Below are 16,908 nucleotides of genomic sequence, written 5' to 3'. Positions count from 1 at the left end.
CTCCATGCCGTCTCGTGGTGCGCTCACCGGACTTCCGGTGCGGCGAGCTCAACACCGCTCGTGCTCGATCCATGCCCGCCCGGACGTCCGGGGACGTGGTCGAGCGAGCACGCATCATGACCTACCCGCGCGCCCAGTTCGAACCGAGGCGGGTCGCAGGACGCTCGCACCCCACGACGCACTTCCGTCCCGCCGGGCACAAGCGTGCTCACACAACGCCTTTGGGGCGTCCACCGCCGTCCACAGACGGACACCCCGGGAGTTGGCCGCGGGGCCGCGGGGCCGTACTCTGAACGCGTCCCCGCCGATCGGCCGCTCGTCCCACGCGCCCAGCGTCGGGCCGCGAGCGCCGGGCCCCCGAGCAGTCCAGGGAGGTGCCGTACCCGTGCAGGAACCCATCTCGTCCCCCACGTTCGTGGCCGAACTGTCCGAGCGCGTCCAGCGGACGCGCGCCACGATCGACTCCGCCGCCGCGAACGGCGACGACGACCTCGCTCAGGCCTTCCTGGACGACCTCGAGGCCCTCGTGGACCTCGCCGCCGCGCACGACGTGGCCCTGCCCGACACCGTGGCCTACCTCGCGGACCACCAGCACGGTCGCGTCCTCGACCTGCGGTCCAGCACGAGCTGCGCGACGGCCTGATCGGCCTCGATCCGCCCCGGACGTACCGGAGCCTGACCCTCGACCAGAGGGTCAGGCTTCGTCGTTCCCGAGGGCCTTGCGCAGGTGTTCGTGCAGGTCAGAGCCTGCGGCGAGCAGTCCGTGGGAGCCGGCCGGCCCTCCGTCGAAGTCCGTCACGGCGGCTCCGGCCTCGGTGGCCACCAGGAGCCCCGCCGCGAAGTCCCAGGGGTTGAGCCCCCGCTCGTAGTAGGCATCGACCCGGCCCGCGGCCACCGAGCACAGGTCGAGCGAGGCCGTCCCGACGCGCCGGAGGTCCCGGACCCGTGGGAGCAGCCGCGCCACCACCGCGGCCTGCTCGGCCCGGCGCCCGGCGTCGTAGCCGAAGCCCGTGGCGACCAGCGCCTGGCCGAGCCGGGGACCAGCGGAGGTGGTGAGGCGCCGCGTCCCCCGGCTGTCGGTCAACGTCGCCCCCAGGCCCCGGGCCGCCGTCCAGGTCTCCGACTGGGAGGGGTCGACGACGGCTCCGGCCAGCACCGTCCACGTCGCCGGGTCGGGCCGTTCGGGTGATTCCTCGTCGAGGACGACTGCGACGCTCACCGCGTAGGCCCGCAGGCCGTAGAGGTAGTTGACGGTGCCGTCGATCGGGTCGACGACCCACGTCAGCCCGCTGCGCCCGGGCTCGTAGCCGCCCTCCTCGCCGAGGAAGGCGTCCTCGGGGCGCAGCCGGGCGAGCTCGGTCCGCAGCAGCTGTTCGGAGGCGGTGTCCATGGCCGTGACCACGTCGGTGGGGCTCGACTTCGTCGCGGCGACCTCGACCTGGTTCGGACGCCCCGCGGAGATCAGCTCCCCCGCGGCCAGGGCGACCGTGACGGCGATCTCGCGCAGCTGCGCGACGTCGGGTGCGGGGCGGCTCACCCGTGGGCCACGGCGGGGGCCCGGAAGTCCTCACCGGTCGCCGCCGGCAGGGCGGCCCGCAGGTTGCGGCAGCAGTCGACCGGGCAGACCGTGTGCGAGGCCCCGAGGGCACCGCTGGTGGGTCGGGCGGGGTGCCCGCCCCGCGCCTCCTCGGCGCGTTCCTCGACGAGGTCGACGAGACCGGCGACGAACTGCGCGTGCGCCCCGACGGTGGCCGCGCGGGAGAAGGGCAGGCCGATCTCCTCGGCGGTCTCCGCAGCCTCGGTGTCGAGGTCGAACTTGACCTCCATGTGGTCGCTGACGAAGCCGATCGGGGCCACGACGACGCCCGGCACGCCGTCGGCGTGCAGGGCGCGCAGGTGGTCGTTGACGTCGGGTTCCAGCCACGGCTGGGTGGGCGGGCCGCTGCGGGAGCAGTACACGAGGTCCCAGGGCAGGTCGTGCCCGGCCCGCAGCGAGGCCTGGCGGGCGACCTCGGCGGCCACGGCCTCGTGCTGGCGCACGTAGGCGCCGCCGCCCGCGGCCGGCGGCCCGGAGACGTCGTTCATGGCGTCCGGGATGCTGTGGGTGACGAAGACCACCCGGGCCCCGGTGCGGGTCTCGGCGGGGAGGTCCTCGAGGGCGTCGGCGACCGCCTGGGCGTTGACCTCGGTGAAGGCCGGGTGGTTGAAGTAGTGGCGGATCTTGTCGACCTCGAGCTCACGCCCCTCCTCGGCCAGGGCCTGCAGCGACTTCCCGAGGTCCTCGCGGTACTGCCGGCAGCTGGAGTAGGAGGAGTAGGCGCTGGTGAAGACGGTGAGCACCTTGCGGGCCCCGGCCTCGTGCGCCTCGCGCAGGACGTCGGTGACGTAGGGCTCCCAGTTGCGGTTGCCCCAGAGCAGCGGCAGCCCACCGAGCCCCCGGGCGTCGAGCTCGACGCGCAACTGGGTCAGCAGTTCCTTGTTCTGGTCGTTGATCGGGCTGCGCCCGCCGAAGTGCAGGTAGTGCTCGGCGACGGCGGCCAGGCGTTCGCGCGGGATGCCGCGGCCGCGGGTGACGTTCTCCAGGAACGGCATCACGTCGTCGGGGCCCTCGGGGCCACCGAAGGAGAGGAGCAGGAGGGCGTCGTACGGGGTCGCGTCACTCACGTCGTCATTCTCAGCACACCGTGCGGGTGTGCGCGCCCCGGGGTCGGAGGTGGCAGAGTGCACCCGCGATGATGATCGACCACACACAGCCGGGAGGACGCCCCTCATGCAGGACCTGAGGCTCGTCGGGGTCCACGACGACGGGGAGCACGTCGTGCTCGTGGCGACCGACGGCAGCCGGTACCGGTTGCGGGTCGACGAGGCGTTGCGCGCGGCCGTGCGCCGTGATCGCGCCCGCCTGGGTCAACTGCAGATCCAGATGGAGGCGCAACTGCGTCCCCGCGACATCCAGGCCCGGATCCGGGCCGGGGAGACCGCCGAGGACGTGGCCGCCGCGGGTGGGCTGACCCTGGAGCACGTCCGCCGCTACGAGGGACCGGTCCTGGCGGAACGGGCCCACGTGGTCGGCCTCGCCCGGCGCACGCCGTACGGACGTTCCTCGGTCGCGGGCAGCCTCGACGACGTCGTGGTCTCCCGCCTCTCCGCCCGTGCCGTCGACCCCGAGGGTGCCCGCTGGGACGCCTGGCGCGAAGACGACGGGTCCTGGACGGTGCAGTGCGAGTTCGTCGCCGGTGGCCGTGGCCGCGTCGCCCGCTGGGGGTTCGACGCGAGCGCCCGGGTGCTGTCCGCGCTCGACGACGAAGCGCGCTGGCTGAGCGAGGAGGAACCGAGCGAACCGGGGCCGCTGCCCGCCCGTCGGCTCGTCTCCGTCAACGGTGAGGGCCGCGCCGGCGACCGCTCCGGCGAGCGCGTCTACGACGTCGAGGCCGACGGCGGGGTCCGGACCAACCAGACCGACGACCTGCTCGACGCCCTCGACCACCAGCGCGGGGTCCGCCCCGAGTCCGCGCAGCCGCCGGCCCCCGACAACTCCGGATCGGCCCCCCGCGTCGACGACCTGACCGCCGACCCGCCGCCGGCGCACCCCCCGGCCTCGGCCCCCGACGAGCTGGAGGACCGGACGGTCCTGCCCGGACACGAGCCGGGACCGGTCGAGTCCGAGGAACCCGAGGCGGGGGAACCCGAGGCCGTCGAACCGGAACCGGAACCGACCCCGGAGCCCGAACCGGAGGTCGTGGCGGAGGCTCCTGTCGAGAAACCCGCTCCCCGACGCCGCAACCGCTCCGCCGGCCGCAGCGGCGCTTCGTCGGGCTCCAAGCGCCCGAGCGTCCCGAGCTGGGACGACATCATGTTCGGGACGAAGAAGGACTGATCAGCAGAAGACGCTGAACAGTGGCACGAGGCGTTCCAGGTCGGAGAGCGCCCCGTGCTGCCCGACCAGGCGCAGGGTCTCGGGCCGCATCCGGACGGAGTTCACGACGGCGATCGGTTCGCGCATGACGGCGAGGACGTCGCCGATGCGTCCGGCGACGCGTTCCTCGACGGGGCCGAACCAGCCGGCGGCGATCGCCTGCTCGCGCAGCACGACCTCGGCGGAACCCCCGAACCGGGTCTGCCAGGTCTGCGCGACCTGCTGCGCCGCACCGGGTTCGGTGTAGAGCTGGACGGTCCGGGGTTCTCCGCCGGCGTGTCGCACACCCCGCAGGAGTTCCGGTTCGGCGGCGAGGTCGAGACGGTGCGGCGGCGCGACGTCGACCATGCCGTGGTCCGCGGTGACGAGCAGCAGGGTCCCCTTCGGCAACCGGCGGGCCAGGTGTCCCAGGGCCTCGTCGACGCGTTCGAGTTCCGCGGTCCACTCCCCCGACTCGACGCCGGAGCCGTGACCGGTGTGGTCGAGCTTCCCCCAGTAGAGGTAGGTCAGCTGGCGCGGGGCCGAGCGGACCGCGGCGACGGCGGCGTCGACGCGGGCCTCGAGGCGTTCCGGGGTCCCGACGAAGCGTCCGCCACGCAGGGCGGCCTCGGTCAACCCCGAACCGTCGAAGTGCGGAGGGGCCACCCGGACGACGTCGACCCCCCCGGCGACGACCTGCTGGAAGACCGTGGTGTGCGGTTGCCAACGGCGCGGGTCCACCGCGCTGTCCCACTGGAGTTCGTTGAGCAGCACGTCCCGGTCGGGGTCCAGGACCTCGTAGCCCACGAGACCGTGCCCGCCGGGGGCGAGACCGGTGCCGAGCAGACCCATGCTGGTCGCCGTCGTCGTCGGGAACCCGGCGGTGAGGGTGCGGTGCAGGCCGTCGGCGCGCCAGCGACGCATCGTCGGCGCGTGCCCGGACCGGCTCTGCAGGGCGAGGTCGCCCATCCCGTCGATCAGGACGAGGCAGACCCGTTGCGCCCCGGGGAGGAGCAGGTCGGGTGAGGCGTCGGCGAAGTCCGGCAGCCGCAGGGCCCGGGCGACCGCGGGGAGGAGGTCGGCGAGGGTGTCGCGACCGTAGCCGGGGGCGGGGAGCAGCACGCTCAGCGCGAGGTGACGGCGGACAGCGCGCGGGCGAAGGCGAGCGCGGCGGCGACGGCGTCCGCCCCCTCGGCCGCGCCGGCGATCCGGACGGTCAGGTCGTCGCCGGTGAGGGACCCGGTGTAGCCGTGGTCGGCCTCGCAGTCGGGGTCGGGGCACGACGCCGGTTCGAGGTCGACGCGGTGCAGCGCACCCCATCCCAGCGTGAGGCTGACCTCCGCGGGGGTGCTGCCGACGCGGTGGTCGGCCGGTCGGGTGACGACCTGGGAGACCACGACGGAGTGCACCCTCGACAGCGGGACCGACTCCGTCGAGCAGATCGCGTAGGCCTCGCTCGCGGTCTCGTCGGGGGCGTGGTCGTCGGCGTGCGCCACGACCAGGCGGGTCGGGGTCGTGGCCAGGACGGTGACGTGGCGTCGCACCTCGTTGGCGTCGAACGTCGTCTCGGGGTGCACGAGGTGGAACTCGACCGGCTCACCGGCGACGGCGGTGCGCAGGCTGTCCGCGACGAGGGTCGGGTAGTAGCCGGCCCGCTCGAGGTCGGTGAGCAGTCGGGCGGGGAGGTCGGTGCCCTCGCGGGTGTCGGTGCGCTCGCGCATGCCACCATCCTCGCGCACGTCGCGGCCGCGCCTCACAACGGCAGGCTCACAGTGGCAGGGTCCGCCGGTCGGGGTCGGCCCGGCCCTGGGGTGCGGCGACCCGCACGACGGCGTCCAGGACGCTCACCCCCCGCTCGGCGACGAGCACCGGCGACAGGCGGAGTTCCGCGATCTCCGGGAGCGCGTCGGCGACGACGGCGACGCGGGCGATGACGTCCTGCAGCGCGGTGACGTCCAGCAGCGGGGAGCCGCGGTGCCCGAAGAGCTTGGGCGCGGCCCGGACGGAGCGGACCAGGTCGGAGACGTCCACGTCGGTGAGCGGCGGGATCCGGTAGGCGATGTCCCCCATGAGGTCCAGCGGATCGCCCTCGATCCCGAAGGACAGCACGGGGCCGAACAGCGGGTCCTCGTCGCTGCGGACCAGGCAGGGCACGCCGAGGGGGGCCATCGGCTGGACGGCCAGCGTGCGGGCCCCGTCGCCGAAGACGTCGCGCATCTCCCCCACCGCGTCCCGCAGCGCGTCCGGGGTGGACAGCCCCAGGCGCACCCCGCGCAGGTCCTGGCGCCCCGAGAGCTCCTCGCCGACGGTCTTGAGGGCCACGGGCCAGCCGAAGCGTTCCGCGGCCTCCACGGCCTCCTCGACGCCGTCGACCTCGGCCCGGGGCAGCAGCGGGACCCCGATCGCCTCCAGCAGCGCGGTCCGTGCGTCGCGGCTCAGGTTCGTCCCCTCGGGGTGCTCGCGCAGGGCGTCCTCGACGAGGGTCCGGGCCAGGGCGAGGTCGACGCCCTCGGGGGCCACCGGCCGGCCGCGGTCCTTGCGCCGCCAGTGCGCGTAGCGGACGACGGCCGCCAGCGCGCGGACGGCGTCCTCGGGGGTCGGGAAGCTGGGGACGGTCGGGACGTCGGGCAGGTCGGGGGCGCCCGCGTCGACCCCGAGGAGGGTCGCGGACACCGAGCGGGTGCCGAGGAAGCACGTCACGCAGGTCTTGCCCCCCTCCCCGGCGGTGCGGGCCACGGCGACGGCGACGGTCGCGTCGACGGTCGCCGTCGGGGGGACCCAGCTGGCGACGACGGCGTCGACCTCCGGATCGGCGAAGGCGGCCCGCAGGGCGGCCGTGAACTCCTCGGCGCCGGCCTCGGGGTGGACGGCCTTGGGGCCGTGCACGACCTGCAGGCCCCAGCTGACGCAGGCGTCGGCGGCCAGGGTCCCCAGGGCGTCGGAGTTGCCGACGATGGCGATCCGCGACCCGGCGGGCAGGGGCTGCTCGACGGCGACCTGGGCGACGTCGAAGAGCTGGTGGACGTTCTCGACGCGGATGACCCCGGCCTGGCGCAGCATCGAGTCGACGACCTCGAAGGGCACCTGCGAGGCCCGCACGGCGTGCCCGGGCGGCACGCCGAACCCCGACGCGCCGGACTTCACGACGATGACGGGTTTGCGCCGGGCGAGCCCGCGCGCGACCCGGCTGAACTTGCGTGGGTTCCCGACGCTCTCCAGGTAGAGACCGACGGCCGCCGTCGCGTCGTCGTCGTGCCAGAACTGCATGAGGTCGTTGCCGGACACGTCGGCCCGGTTGCCCGCCGAGACGAACGTCGAGATGCCCAGCCCCCGGCGCTGCGCCGAGCTGAGGACGGTCACGGCGAGCGCGCCCGACTGGCTGAACAGCCCGAACCGCCCCGCCCGGGGGACGTCCTCGGCCAGGGAGGCGTTCAGCCGGACCGCCGGGTCGGTGTTCACGACGCCGAAGGAGTTCGGTCCGATGACGCGCATGCCGTTCGCCCGGGCGATGCGGACGAGTTCCCGCTGCAGTTCCGCCCCCTCGGGGCCGGTCTCGGCGAAACCCGACGACACCACCACGATGCCGCGCACACCCGCTGCGGCGCAGTCGTTGACGGCCTCGATGACGGCGGCGGGCAGCACGGCGATGACGGCGAGGTCGATGGGGTCGGCGATGTCGCGGACGGACGCGAGCAGCGGGACCCCCAGCAGCGTCTCCCCCACCGCGGCGGGGTTGACGGCGTGGATCGCGCCGGTGAACCCACCGGTCACGAGGTCGGCCAGCAACCGGTGTCCCACCGTGCCGGGGGTGCGCCGGGCCCCGATCACGACGACCGAGGACGGGGAGAGCAGCGCCGTGACGCTGCGCGACTCCGCGCGTTGCTCACGGGCCCGCATGACGTCGAGGGAGCGCTGGGTCGGGTCGATGTCGAAGGAGACCTCCAGGACGCCGTCGGAGTAGCCCTGGCGCACCTCGAACCCGGCCTCGCGGAAGACCCCGATCATCTTCGCGTTCTGCGGCAGGACGTCGGCCGTGAACCGGCGGATCCCGCGCTCGCGGGCCGCGGCGGCCAGGTGCTCGAGCAGGACCGAGCCGAGCCCGCGGCCCTGGTGGGCGTCGGAGATGTTGAAGGCGACCTCGGCCGAGCGGGGCTTGCCGGGTCGCACGGGGGCCGCGTCGAAGCGGGCGATGCCGACGATGTCGTCGCCGACGGTCGCCACCAGCGCGACCCGGTCGACGTGGTCGACCTGGGTGAAGCGGGCGAGGTCACGACGCGAGAGGCGCGGCATCGGGGCGAAGAAGCGGAAGTAGCGGGACTCGTCGGACTGGCGGACGTGGAAGTCGGCCACCAGGTCGGCGTCGTCCGGCCGGATGGGGCGCACGTGCGCCGTCCCGCCGTCCCGCAGGGCCACGTCGGCCTCCCACCGGGTCGGGTAACCCACAGGCGGCAGCGGCATGGTGGTGATCCTAGGACGATGGGGGCGTGGAGTTCTGGGAGGTCCTGGCCCGACGTCGGATGGTGCGCCGCTACGACGGCGCCCCGGTGGAGGAGGAGGTGCTGCGGCGCGTGCTGAGCGCGGCGCTGCGGGCCCCGAGCGCGGGCAACAGCCAGGGCCGCGACCTGCTGGTCCTGCGCAGCGCGGGCGACCGCGAGCTGTTCTGGGCGCGCACGGCGCAGCCCGGTCCGGCCGACGGGTGGCTGGCCGGCATGCGCACCGCTCCCGTCCTGGTCGTCCTGCTCGCCGACCCCGGCGCCTACGCCCGCCGCTACGCCGCGCCGGACAAGCCGGGGCCCGACCGGGACGCGGCGCACTGGGAGGTGTCCTGGCCGGACGTCGACACCGGGATGTCGGGGTTGCTGGTGCTGCTCGCGGCCGTCGAGGCAGGACTGGGCGCCTGCCTGTTCGGGGTCCCCACGGCCGCCCACGCCGCCGTGCGGGAGGCCTTCGGGGTGCCCGCGGACCGCCGCGTCGTCGCCGCGCTGACCCTGGGCCACCCCGCCGCCGACGAGGCCTCGCGCCCTTCGAGGGCCCACCGGCGGACCCTGGCCGACACCGTCCACGACGGCCGCTTCGACGCGCCCTGGGGCGGCTAGGACACGATCGCGCCCTGCGGGACGGCAGAATGCGGCTCATGCCTCGCAAGTCCGCACCTCCGCCGCCGCCGTCCGACGTTCCCGAGCGGATCGTCGACATCGACGTCGAGCAGGAGATGCAGGGGGCGTTCCTGGAGTACGCCTACTCCGTCATCTACTCGCGCGCCCTGCCCGACGCCCGGGACGGTCTGAAACCCGTCCAGCGCCGCATCCTGTACATGATGCAGGACATGGGGTTGGTCCCCGCCCGGGCGCACGTGAAGTCGGCCCGCGTCGTGGGCGAGGTCATGGGCAAGCTGCACCCGCACGGCGACGTCGCGATCTACGACGCGCTGGTCCGCCAGGCCCAGAGCTGGACGATGCGCCTCCCGCTGGTGGACGGGCACGGGAACTTCGGGTCCCTGGACGCCGGTCCCGCCGCGCAGCGCTACACCGAGGCGCGGATGGCACCGGCCGCGCTGCTCATGACGACGGGTCTGGACGAGAACGTCGTCGACTTCGTCCCCAACTACGACGACCGGCTCACCGAACCCGGTGTCCTGCCGGCCGCGTTCCCGAACCTCCTCGTCAACGGGGCCAGCGGCATCGCCGTCGGGATGGCCACGAACATGCCGCCGCACAACCTCGTCGAGGTGGTCAACGCGGCGAAGCACCTCATCCGCCACCCCGAGGCGGACCTCCCGGCCCTGATGCGCTTCATCCCGGGCCCGGACCTGCCGACGGGCGGGCGCATCGTCGGCCTCGAGGGGATCAAGGACGCCTACGCGAGCGGCCGGGGTTCCTTCCGCACCCGGGCCAGCGTGACGATGGAGAAGATCGGCCGCCGCCAGGCGATCGTCGCCACCGAACTCCCCTACGGCGTCGGACCGGAGCGGTTGATCGAGAAGATCGCCGACCACGTCAAGAACAAGCGCCTGCAGGGTGTCGCCGACGTCACCGACCTCTCCGACCGGCACAACGGGATGCGCCTGGTCATCGAGGTCAAGAACGGTTTCGTCCCCGAGGCCGTGCTGGAGCAGCTCTACCGGTTGACGCCGATGGAGGAGTCCTTCGGCATCAACAACGTGGCCCTGGTCGAGGGTCAGCCCCGGACGCTGGGGTTGAAGGAACTCCTCGAGGTGTTCATCGGCCACCGCCTCGACGTGGTGCGCCGCCGGACGCAGTTCCGGCTGGAGAAGGCCCAGGACCGGTTGCACCTCGTCGACGGGTTGCTCGTCGCGATCCTGGACATCGACGAGGTCATCGCGATCGTGCGTTCCTCCGACGACGCCCCGGCCGCGTTGAGCCGGTTGATGGAGCGGTTCTCCCTGTCGGAGAACCAGGGTCGCTACATCCTGGACATGCAGCTGCGCCGCCTGACGCGGTTCTCCCGCATCGAGCTGGAACGCGAGCAGGCCGAGTTGCGGGCCACCATCGCCGAGCTCCGGGCCATCCTGGACGACGAGAACCGGTTGCGGACCCTCGTCAGCGACGAACTCGGCGCGGTCGCCGCGGAGCACGGGACACCGCGCCGCACGGTGCTGCTCACCGCCTCCGGCCCGGCGACCGGTTCGGCGGCCGTCCCGACGCAGCTGGAGATCTCCGACGACCCGTGCTGGGTCCTGCTGTCCTCGGCGGGTCTGCTGGCGCGGACGAGTTCGGTGGAACCCCTGGGCACCGAGGGCCGGCGCAGCCGCCACGACCTGGTGCTCGCCGCGGCGCCCGCGACGGCCCGCGGTTTCGTCGGGGTCATCACCTCGGCGGGACGCCTCGTGCGGGTTCCCGTGCTGGACCTGCCGACGCTGCCCGAGACGGCGGGGCGGCCGAACCTCTCCGGCGGCACCGGCGTCAAGGAGTTCGTGACGTTCGGGAAGGGCGAGCGGGCCCTGACGATCGTGCCGCTGCCGAGCCCCGGCGTCGAGGACCCCGACGACCCCGGTTTCGCCCTCGCCACCGCCGGCGGGACGGTGAAGCGCGTCGTGCTGGAAGCGCTGGGCAACCGCGACGAGGTCGATGTCATCACGCTGAAGGACCTCGGCCCGCGCCAGAAGGACGAGGTCGTCGCGGCGGTCCAGCTGACGAGCGGCGAGGAGGAACTGGTGTTCATCACCTCCGACGCCCAGCTGCTGCGGTTCTCCGCCTCGGCCGTCCGTCCGCAGGGTCGTCCCGCGGCCGGCATGGCCGGGATCAAGCTCTCCCCCGGCGCCCGGGTGGTCGCGATGACCGCCGTCGCGGGCGACGCCGAGAACCCCGTCGTCGTGACCGTCGCGGGCGACTCGACGAGCGGGGCCTCGCAGCTCGGCTCGGCGAAGGTCACCCCGCTCTCGGAGTACCCGCCCAAGGGCCGCGCGACCGGCGGGGTGCGCTGCCACCGCTTCGCGCGCGGTGAGGACGTGCTGCTGCTGGCGTGGGCCGGCCCGGCCCCCGCCGAGGCTGCGACGTCGACCGGTACCGCCGTCGCCCTGCCGGAGACGCCCGGACGCCGGGACGGGTCGGGTACCGCGCTGGAGCGCCCGATCGCCGCGATCGCGGGGCCGCCCCAGGTCTAGGTGAACTCCGTGTTTCGTCTCGCCGCCACGCCGGTCGTGGACTGGCGACGGGCTCGCTGTGCGAGTAGGCCTGATGCGCATGGCCGAGCAGACGAGCGACCCGATCCGACCGAGCACCCCCGACACGACCTACCTCACCTCGGTGCGCGCGGGCATCGACCGGGCCGCGGCCACCGCGGCCCCGCTGACGAGTGAGCACGCCGGGGCCTCCAAGGCCCTGCTCGACGCGACCGAGGCCGCGGTGGAGGCGCTCGGGGCGGACCTCCTCGCCCTGAGCCACGACCTGCACGCCCACCCCGAGGAGGGTTTCGCCGAGCACCGCTCGGTGCGCGCCGTCGCCGACCTCCTCGCCCGTCACGACGTCGAGGCCACCGTCGGGGTGCACGGGCTGGAGACGGCGTTGAAGGCCGTCGTCTCCCACGGTGCGGGACCGACGGTCGCCGTCCTCGCGGAGTACGACGCGCTGCCGGGGGTCGGGCACGGCTGCGGGCACAACGTCATCTGCGCCACCGCGGTGGGGGCCTTCCTCGGCTTGGTGCACGCCCTGCGCTCCGGGGAGGTGTCCGGGACGGCGGTGCTGCTCGGGACGCCCGCCGAAGAGGGCGGGGGCGGCAAGGAGGTCATGGCCCGCGACGGCGCGTTCGAGGGGGTCGACGCCGTCGTGATGCTGCACCCGTTCAGCTACGACGTCGCCGTGCAGCCCTTCCTGGGACGCCGCCAGGTCCGCGCGACCTACACGGGGGTTCCCGCGCACGCGTCGGCGCAACCCTTCATGGGACGCAACGCCCTCGACGCCGTCGTCGCCGGCTACAACGGCATCGCGATGCTGCGCCAGCACATCACCCCCAGCGACCGCGTCCACGGGATCGTCGTCGACGGCGGGCAGCGCCCGAACGTCGTCCCGGCCCGCGCCGTGTCGGAGTACTACGTGCGCTCGGCGGAACCCGCGACGCTCACGGACCTGTGCGGGCGGGTCGACACGATCCTGCGGGCCGCGGCCGCGATGACCGGGTGCGGGGTGGAGCTGGAGTGGGACCGCCGGCCGGCGTACCTGCCGATCCGCGCGAACCTGGAGATGGCCGCGCGGTGGACCACGCACCAGCAGCGACGCGGACGCACCGCGCTGCCCCCGGGGGTCGTCCCGGAGACCCTGTCGGGCTCCACCGACCTCGGGAACGTCAGCGTGCGGGTCCCCTCGATCCACCCGATGCTCGCCGTCTCCGGCCCGGAGCTCTCGTTGCACACGGCGGAGTTCGCCGCCGCGGCCGGGTCCCCCTCCGGCGACGCGGGCGTGCTCGACGGAGCCGTCGGGTTGGCCCTCACCGCCCTGGACGTCCTCGCGGACCCCGAACTCCTGGCGGCCGTCACGGCCGAGTTCGACGCCGCCGGCGGTGTCCTCGACGTCGAGGGGTTCCTGGCGTGAGCTCCTCGGTCGAGACCGCACCCACGACGCGCACCGACCGGCTCCTCGGGGGCGTCGAACGGATCGGCAACAAGATCCCCGATCCCTTCATCCTGTTCGTCGGGCTGTTCCTGGTGCTCTCGATCGTCTCGACGGTCATGGCGGCGCTCGGGACGACCGTCCGGATCCCCGGTTCCGAGGAGGTGCAGGACGTCCGCGGGCTGTTCACCGTCGAGGGGATCCGGTGGCTCACGACGAACCTCGTCGACAACTTCGTGTCCTTCCCCCCGCTGGGGACGGTCGTGGTGATCCTGCTCGCGGTGGGTCTCGCCCAACGCAGCGGGTTGATGTCCGCGCTCATCAAGGTCGCGTTCGCCGGGGCCCCGACGTGGGCCCTGCCCTACGCCGTCGCCGCGGTCTGCATGGTCGGGCACGTGATGGCCGACTCGGTGATGATCGTCATCCCGCCGCTGGCGGCCATGGTGTTCAAGGCCGCCGGACGCCACCCCGTGGCCGGGTTGCTCGGCGCCTTCGCCGCGGCCGGGGCGGCGTACTCGACGTCGTTCGTCGTCACGAGCCTCGACGCGTTGTTCTCGGGGATCACCCAGTCGGTGACGGCGTCGCTGCCCGACGCGGGAACCCCGGTGACGCCGGTGTCGAACTGGTTCTACAACATCGCCTGCTCGCTCGTCCTCACGGTGGTCTGCGGGTTGCTCATCACCAAGGTGCTGGAACCCCGGCTGACCCGGCAGGGAGTTCCGACCACGCAGCAGGAGGGTTCCGAGGGCATCGGGACCGTCGAGGACGTCTCGGACCTGTCCGTCTCGCGCGACGACCGCCGCGGGTTGCGCCGGGCCGGGCTCGCCGCGCTGCTCACCGCCGCGGTCCTCGTCGCGCTGACCGTCGTCCCGGGTTCGCCGATGCGCAACGAGAGCGGCGGCTACCTCCCGGAGTCCCCGCTGCTGGACTCCGTCGCCTTCATCGTGTTCTCCCTGCTCGCCGTCCCCGCGCTGGCCTTCGGCCGGTCCACGGGAACCCTGCGTCACCTCGTCGACGTCCCGAAGGCCATGGGCGAGGCCGTGCGCGACATGGCCCCGTTCATCGTCCTGGCCTTCGTGCTGGGCCAGTTCGTCGCGTTGTTCACCTGGTCCCGGGTCGGGTCGTGGATGGCCGTCTCGGGTGCCGGTGGCCTCGACGCCCTGGACCTCGACGGTTTCGAGGCGATCATCGCCTTCATCGTCCTGGCCTCGCTGCTGAACCTGTTCATCACCTCGGGGTCCTCGATGTGGACGATCATGGGTGCGGTGTTCGTGCCGATGTTCGCCCTCCTCGGCTACGAACCCGCCTTCACCCAGGCCGCGTTCCGCGTCGGCGACTCCGCCACCCAGATCCTCACCCCGCTGAACCCCTACCTGGTGCTCGTGCTGGCGATGGTCCGCCGCTACGAACCCCAGGCGGGGCTGGGAACCCTCATCGCCCGGTTCCTGCCGTTCACGATCTGCTTCTGGATCGCGTGGGTGCTGATGCTCAGCCTGTGGTTCGTGCTGGACCTGCCGTTCGGGCCGGGGCAGTACGCACGGATGTGAGGTCCGGGGTGGCACAGTGGGCCCGTGCCCTCACGTCGCCACCTGCTCGGCCTCGGGCTGCTGGGCGGCGTCGGGCTGGGACTGCGGGGGTCGTCAGGACCGTCGGACCCGAGCCCGCCCGCGGTGACCCCGGACAGCGTCGACACCGTCGACACCGCCGACACCCTCGCCGTCCGGACGGCGCGTTCGCGAGCCGCGGGCATCCCCACCGGCATGACCGGGTACGAGCACGTCGGCGTCCCCGTCGGGACGTCGCTCACCCCCCGGAGGAGCTCGTTCACCAGCTCCGCGGACGGGGAGGTCCTCGAGTTCGTCGACCTCCGCGGCCTCGTGACCATCAACCACCGCGACGTGACGATCCGGTACTGCCGGATCACCAGCACCGGGGACCCGAAGATCCGGGTGAACTCCGCGCGTCACCGGGGAGCGTCGTTGCACCTGCACGACTGCGTGGTGCGCGGGGCCTCCGACACCGACCACGGCACGGCCATCGGGTACGGCAACTACACCGCGGAACGGGTCTGGGTCACCCGCTGCGAGGACGCCTTCCGGCTCGGGGCGAACGCGACCATCGACACCTGCCTCACCGACGGTCAGTCCATCGCGCGGCTGCCCAACGGCAGCCGGGTCCACACCGACGGGGTGCAGTCGACGGGCGCGGACAACGCCGACGGGGTCTGGTCCACCGTCCGGAACTCGTCCCTGCTCGCCGTCCGGGTCGACGGCTCGAAGGGGAACTCCGCCGTCATCCTCGGTTCCGAGGGTCCGCGGGTGGACGGCGAGAACCTGGGCACCCCCACTCGGAACATCCTCGTCGAGGGGAACTTCTTCTCCGACGGCTCCTACTCGGTCATGCAGAAGGCACCGGAGAACGCACGGGGTCTCATGGAGAACATCGTGTTCCGCGACAACGTCTACGCCGGCAACGGGGAGTACGGCGAGATCGCGGTCCCCCGCTGGGCCGTCGGGAAGTACGTCACCTTCACCGACGAGGTGACGGCGGACGGGTCGAGGGCCGGGCTCTCGTACTGGGCGAAGTCGGCGACGGCGCCCGACTGGTTCAAGGGCTGAGCGTCCACCTCACAGGTAGTTGCCGGTCAGGGCTGCGGGTTGCCAGCGCCCTTCCCGCACGACCTGCAGGAGGACCTCGGTGGTGAGATCGGCGCCGTGGCCGAGGACGCTGCGGCGCACCACCTCCCGCAGGTCGGCCCCGGTGACCCCGGGCGGCAGCTGACGGGCGAGGGCGGCGCAGTCGACGGCGGTCTCACCGAAGCGGCCGAGGAGACGGCGCAGGATCGCCTCGCAGGCCTCCTGGTCCGGCGGGGCGAGGTGGATCACGGCGTCGAAGCGGGCGGAGCGGGTCGCGGCGGCATCGAGGGCGGCGGGGTCGTTGGTGCTGGCGATGGTGAGCACGTCGCGGTACTCCTCGGTGCCGTCGAGCACGGCGAGGAAGTCGGCCAGCGCGGTGCCGCGCGCCCCGGCCTTGCGGTCCCCCAGGTAGAGGTCGACGTCCTCGAGGACCACCACGCTCGGTCCGAGGTCCGCCGTCTCCCGGTACACCTGGCGCAGCACCGACGAGGCCGCGGAGGCGTCGACGATGATCACCGTGAAGTCACCCGCGAGTTCACGGGCGACGACCCGGCTGAGGGCGCTCTTGCCGACCCCGGGCGGACCGGCCAGCAGCACCCCGCGGTTGGTCCCGAGCCCGAGGTCGCGCAGCAGCTCCGCCCGGGTGGTGAGTGCCGCGACGTTGGCGTCGATCTCGGCCCACACCGCCGCGGGGAGCACGAGGTCGGCCCGGCCTCCCGGACCCAACGCGGTGGGCTTCAGCTTCAGCGGGAGGTGCGCGTCGGCGTGCAGGATGCGGCCCCGGTAGAAGCCCTTGTCCCGACGGGCCGTCGCGAGCAGGGAGTCCACGAGGCCGCGCGCGGCGGCGTGGTCGCCCGGCCGCGAGAGCACCCGCAGCGACGCCGGCTGCGGCGCGTACTCGTGCTGGGCGAGCTGCACGACGACGTCGGCCGCGGCGGCCGTCCCGGCCGGGAAGAACGCCGCCGTCGAGGTGGGGACGGAGACGTGCTCGTCCAGGAGGTCGATGCGCTGCCAGGTGGGCGGTTCGTCGTCCTCGACCGGGCCCAGCGCCGCACCGTGCACCTCGACCAGGTCGGCCAGCGCCGCCCCCACCGAGATCGCGCGGGTGTTGGTCAGCTCCACGAGTTCCGACACCAGCGACGTGTGCGGCAGCTCGAGGTGGGCCTCCACGAAACCGTTCGCCGTGACCGTCGAGCGACTACCGCCGGAGAGGACCTCGCCCACGAGGGCGACCGCCCGACGGACGTCGGCGGGTTCCGCCGACAGCCTGCGGGCGAGAGCGAGACCGAGGTCGTCGTCGTCAGGGAGCACC

Annotated in this window: 13 protein-coding genes; 7 read left to right on the top strand and 6 right to left on the bottom strand. The window is 73.5% G+C overall.

Annotated elements, in window-relative coordinates; all coding sequences use genetic code 11:
• Nucleotides 1–385 precede the first annotated feature (385 nt).
• Entirely contained in the window at nt 386–643 is a 258-nt protein-coding gene (locus tag ACFQ46_RS22070) for a hypothetical protein (RefSeq protein WP_380262131.1), read from the top strand.
• Between the two features lie 51 nt (nt 644–694).
• Here the strand turns inward: ACFQ46_RS22070 and ACFQ46_RS22065 are convergent, their stop codons facing one another.
• Nucleotides 695–1,537, bottom strand: a complete 843-nt coding sequence (locus tag ACFQ46_RS22065) for an inositol monophosphatase family protein (RefSeq protein WP_380262129.1) — start codon at nt 1,535–1,537, stop codon at nt 695–697.
• The gene (locus ACFQ46_RS22060) at nt 1,534–2,664 is read right to left on the bottom strand and encodes a ferrochelatase (protein WP_380262127.1); all 1,131 of its coding nucleotides are present in this window, start codon (nt 2,662–2,664) and stop codon (nt 1,534–1,536) included. The genes ACFQ46_RS22065 and ACFQ46_RS22060 overlap by 4 nt, the downstream gene beginning before the upstream one ends.
• 106 nt (nt 2,665–2,770) lie before the next feature.
• Between ACFQ46_RS22060 and sepH the strand changes: the two genes are divergently transcribed.
• Nucleotides 2,771–3,877: a septation protein SepH gene (sepH, locus tag ACFQ46_RS22055; protein ID WP_380262125.1), complete on the top strand. Its 1,107-nt coding sequence runs from the start codon at nt 2,771–2,773 to the stop codon at nt 3,875–3,877.
• Here the strand turns inward: sepH and ACFQ46_RS22050 are convergent, their stop codons facing one another.
• The 3 genes from ACFQ46_RS22050 to ACFQ46_RS22040 are packed head-to-tail and all read right to left on the bottom strand — an operon-like array spanning nt 3,878 to nt 8,353.
• Entirely contained in the window at nt 3,878–5,017 is a 1,140-nt protein-coding gene (locus ACFQ46_RS22050; protein WP_380262123.1) for an alkaline phosphatase family protein, read from the bottom strand. It lies immediately after the preceding gene.
• A 2-nt stretch (nt 5,018–5,019) separates the two neighbouring features.
• Complete coding sequence (locus ACFQ46_RS22045) at nt 5,020–5,616, bottom strand: DUF5998 family protein (RefSeq protein WP_380262121.1); 597 nt, start codon at nt 5,614–5,616, stop codon at nt 5,020–5,022.
• Nucleotides 5,617–5,662: 46 nt separating this feature from the next.
• On the bottom strand, nt 5,663–8,353 hold the full coding sequence (locus ACFQ46_RS22040) for a GNAT family N-acetyltransferase (RefSeq protein ID WP_380262119.1): 2,691 nt from the start codon (nt 8,351–8,353) through the stop codon (nt 5,663–5,665).
• Nucleotides 8,354–8,379: 26 nt separating this feature from the next.
• On the opposite strand from ACFQ46_RS22040, the gene ACFQ46_RS22035 reads away from it, so the two are divergent.
• The 5 genes from ACFQ46_RS22035 (at nt 8,380) to ACFQ46_RS22015 (ending at nt 15,578) form a co-directional block, all read left to right on the top strand.
• The gene (locus tag ACFQ46_RS22035) at nt 8,380–8,991 is read left to right on the top strand and encodes a nitroreductase family protein (protein WP_380262117.1); all 612 of its coding nucleotides are present in this window, start codon (nt 8,380–8,382) and stop codon (nt 8,989–8,991) included.
• Between the two features lie 38 nt (nt 8,992–9,029).
• Nucleotides 9,030–11,519, top strand: a complete 2,490-nt coding sequence (locus ACFQ46_RS22030; RefSeq protein WP_380262114.1) for a DNA topoisomerase (ATP-hydrolyzing) subunit A — start codon at nt 9,030–9,032, stop codon at nt 11,517–11,519.
• A 79-nt stretch (nt 11,520–11,598) separates the two neighbouring features.
• Entirely contained in the window at nt 11,599–12,942 is a 1,344-nt protein-coding gene (locus tag ACFQ46_RS22025) for a M20 family metallopeptidase (protein WP_380262112.1), read from the top strand.
• Nucleotides 12,939–14,507, top strand: a complete 1,569-nt coding sequence (locus tag ACFQ46_RS22020) for an AbgT family transporter (protein ID WP_380262111.1) — start codon at nt 12,939–12,941, stop codon at nt 14,505–14,507. Before ACFQ46_RS22025 ends, ACFQ46_RS22020 begins: the two co-directional genes overlap by 4 nt.
• A gap of 24 nt (nt 14,508–14,531) precedes the next feature.
• Nucleotides 14,532–15,578, top strand: a complete 1,047-nt coding sequence (locus ACFQ46_RS22015; RefSeq protein WP_380262109.1) for a hypothetical protein — start codon at nt 14,532–14,534, stop codon at nt 15,576–15,578.
• 9 nt (nt 15,579–15,587) lie between these two features.
• Here ACFQ46_RS22015 and ACFQ46_RS22010 read toward each other — a convergent pair whose 3' ends face one another.
• Nucleotides 15,588–16,907: an ATP-binding protein gene (locus tag ACFQ46_RS22010; RefSeq protein ID WP_380262107.1), complete on the bottom strand. Its 1,320-nt coding sequence runs from the start codon at nt 16,905–16,907 to the stop codon at nt 15,588–15,590.
• Between the last annotated feature and the right edge of the window lies 1 nt (nt 16,908).

Origin of the sequence: Kineococcus sp. GCM10028916, from assembly GCF_042674865.1 — a bacterium.
Lineage (GTDB): Bacteria > Actinomycetota > Actinomycetes > Actinomycetales > Kineococcaceae > Kineococcus.
The sequence above is the reverse complement of the archived record's forward strand: the minus strand, read 5'-3'. Positions and strand labels throughout refer to the sequence as shown.

Excerpts from the sequence above, each read along its gene's own strand:
- ACFQ46_RS22045 (WP_380262121.1), bottom strand. The coding sequence starts at position 5,616 with ATGCGCGAGCGCACCGACACCCGCGAGGGCACCGACCTCCCCGCCCGA.
- ACFQ46_RS22040 (WP_380262119.1), bottom strand. The coding sequence starts at position 8,353 with ATGCCGCTGCCGCCTGTGGGTTACCCGACCCGGTGGGAGGCCGACGTG.
- ACFQ46_RS22030 (WP_380262114.1), top strand. The coding sequence starts at position 9,030 with ATGCCTCGCAAGTCCGCACCTCCGCCGCCGCCGTCCGACGTTCCCGAG.
- ACFQ46_RS22025 (WP_380262112.1), top strand. The coding sequence starts at position 11,599 with ATGGCCGAGCAGACGAGCGACCCGATCCGACCGAGCACCCCCGACACG.
- sepH (WP_380262125.1), top strand. The coding sequence starts at position 2,771 with ATGCAGGACCTGAGGCTCGTCGGGGTCCACGACGACGGGGAGCACGTC.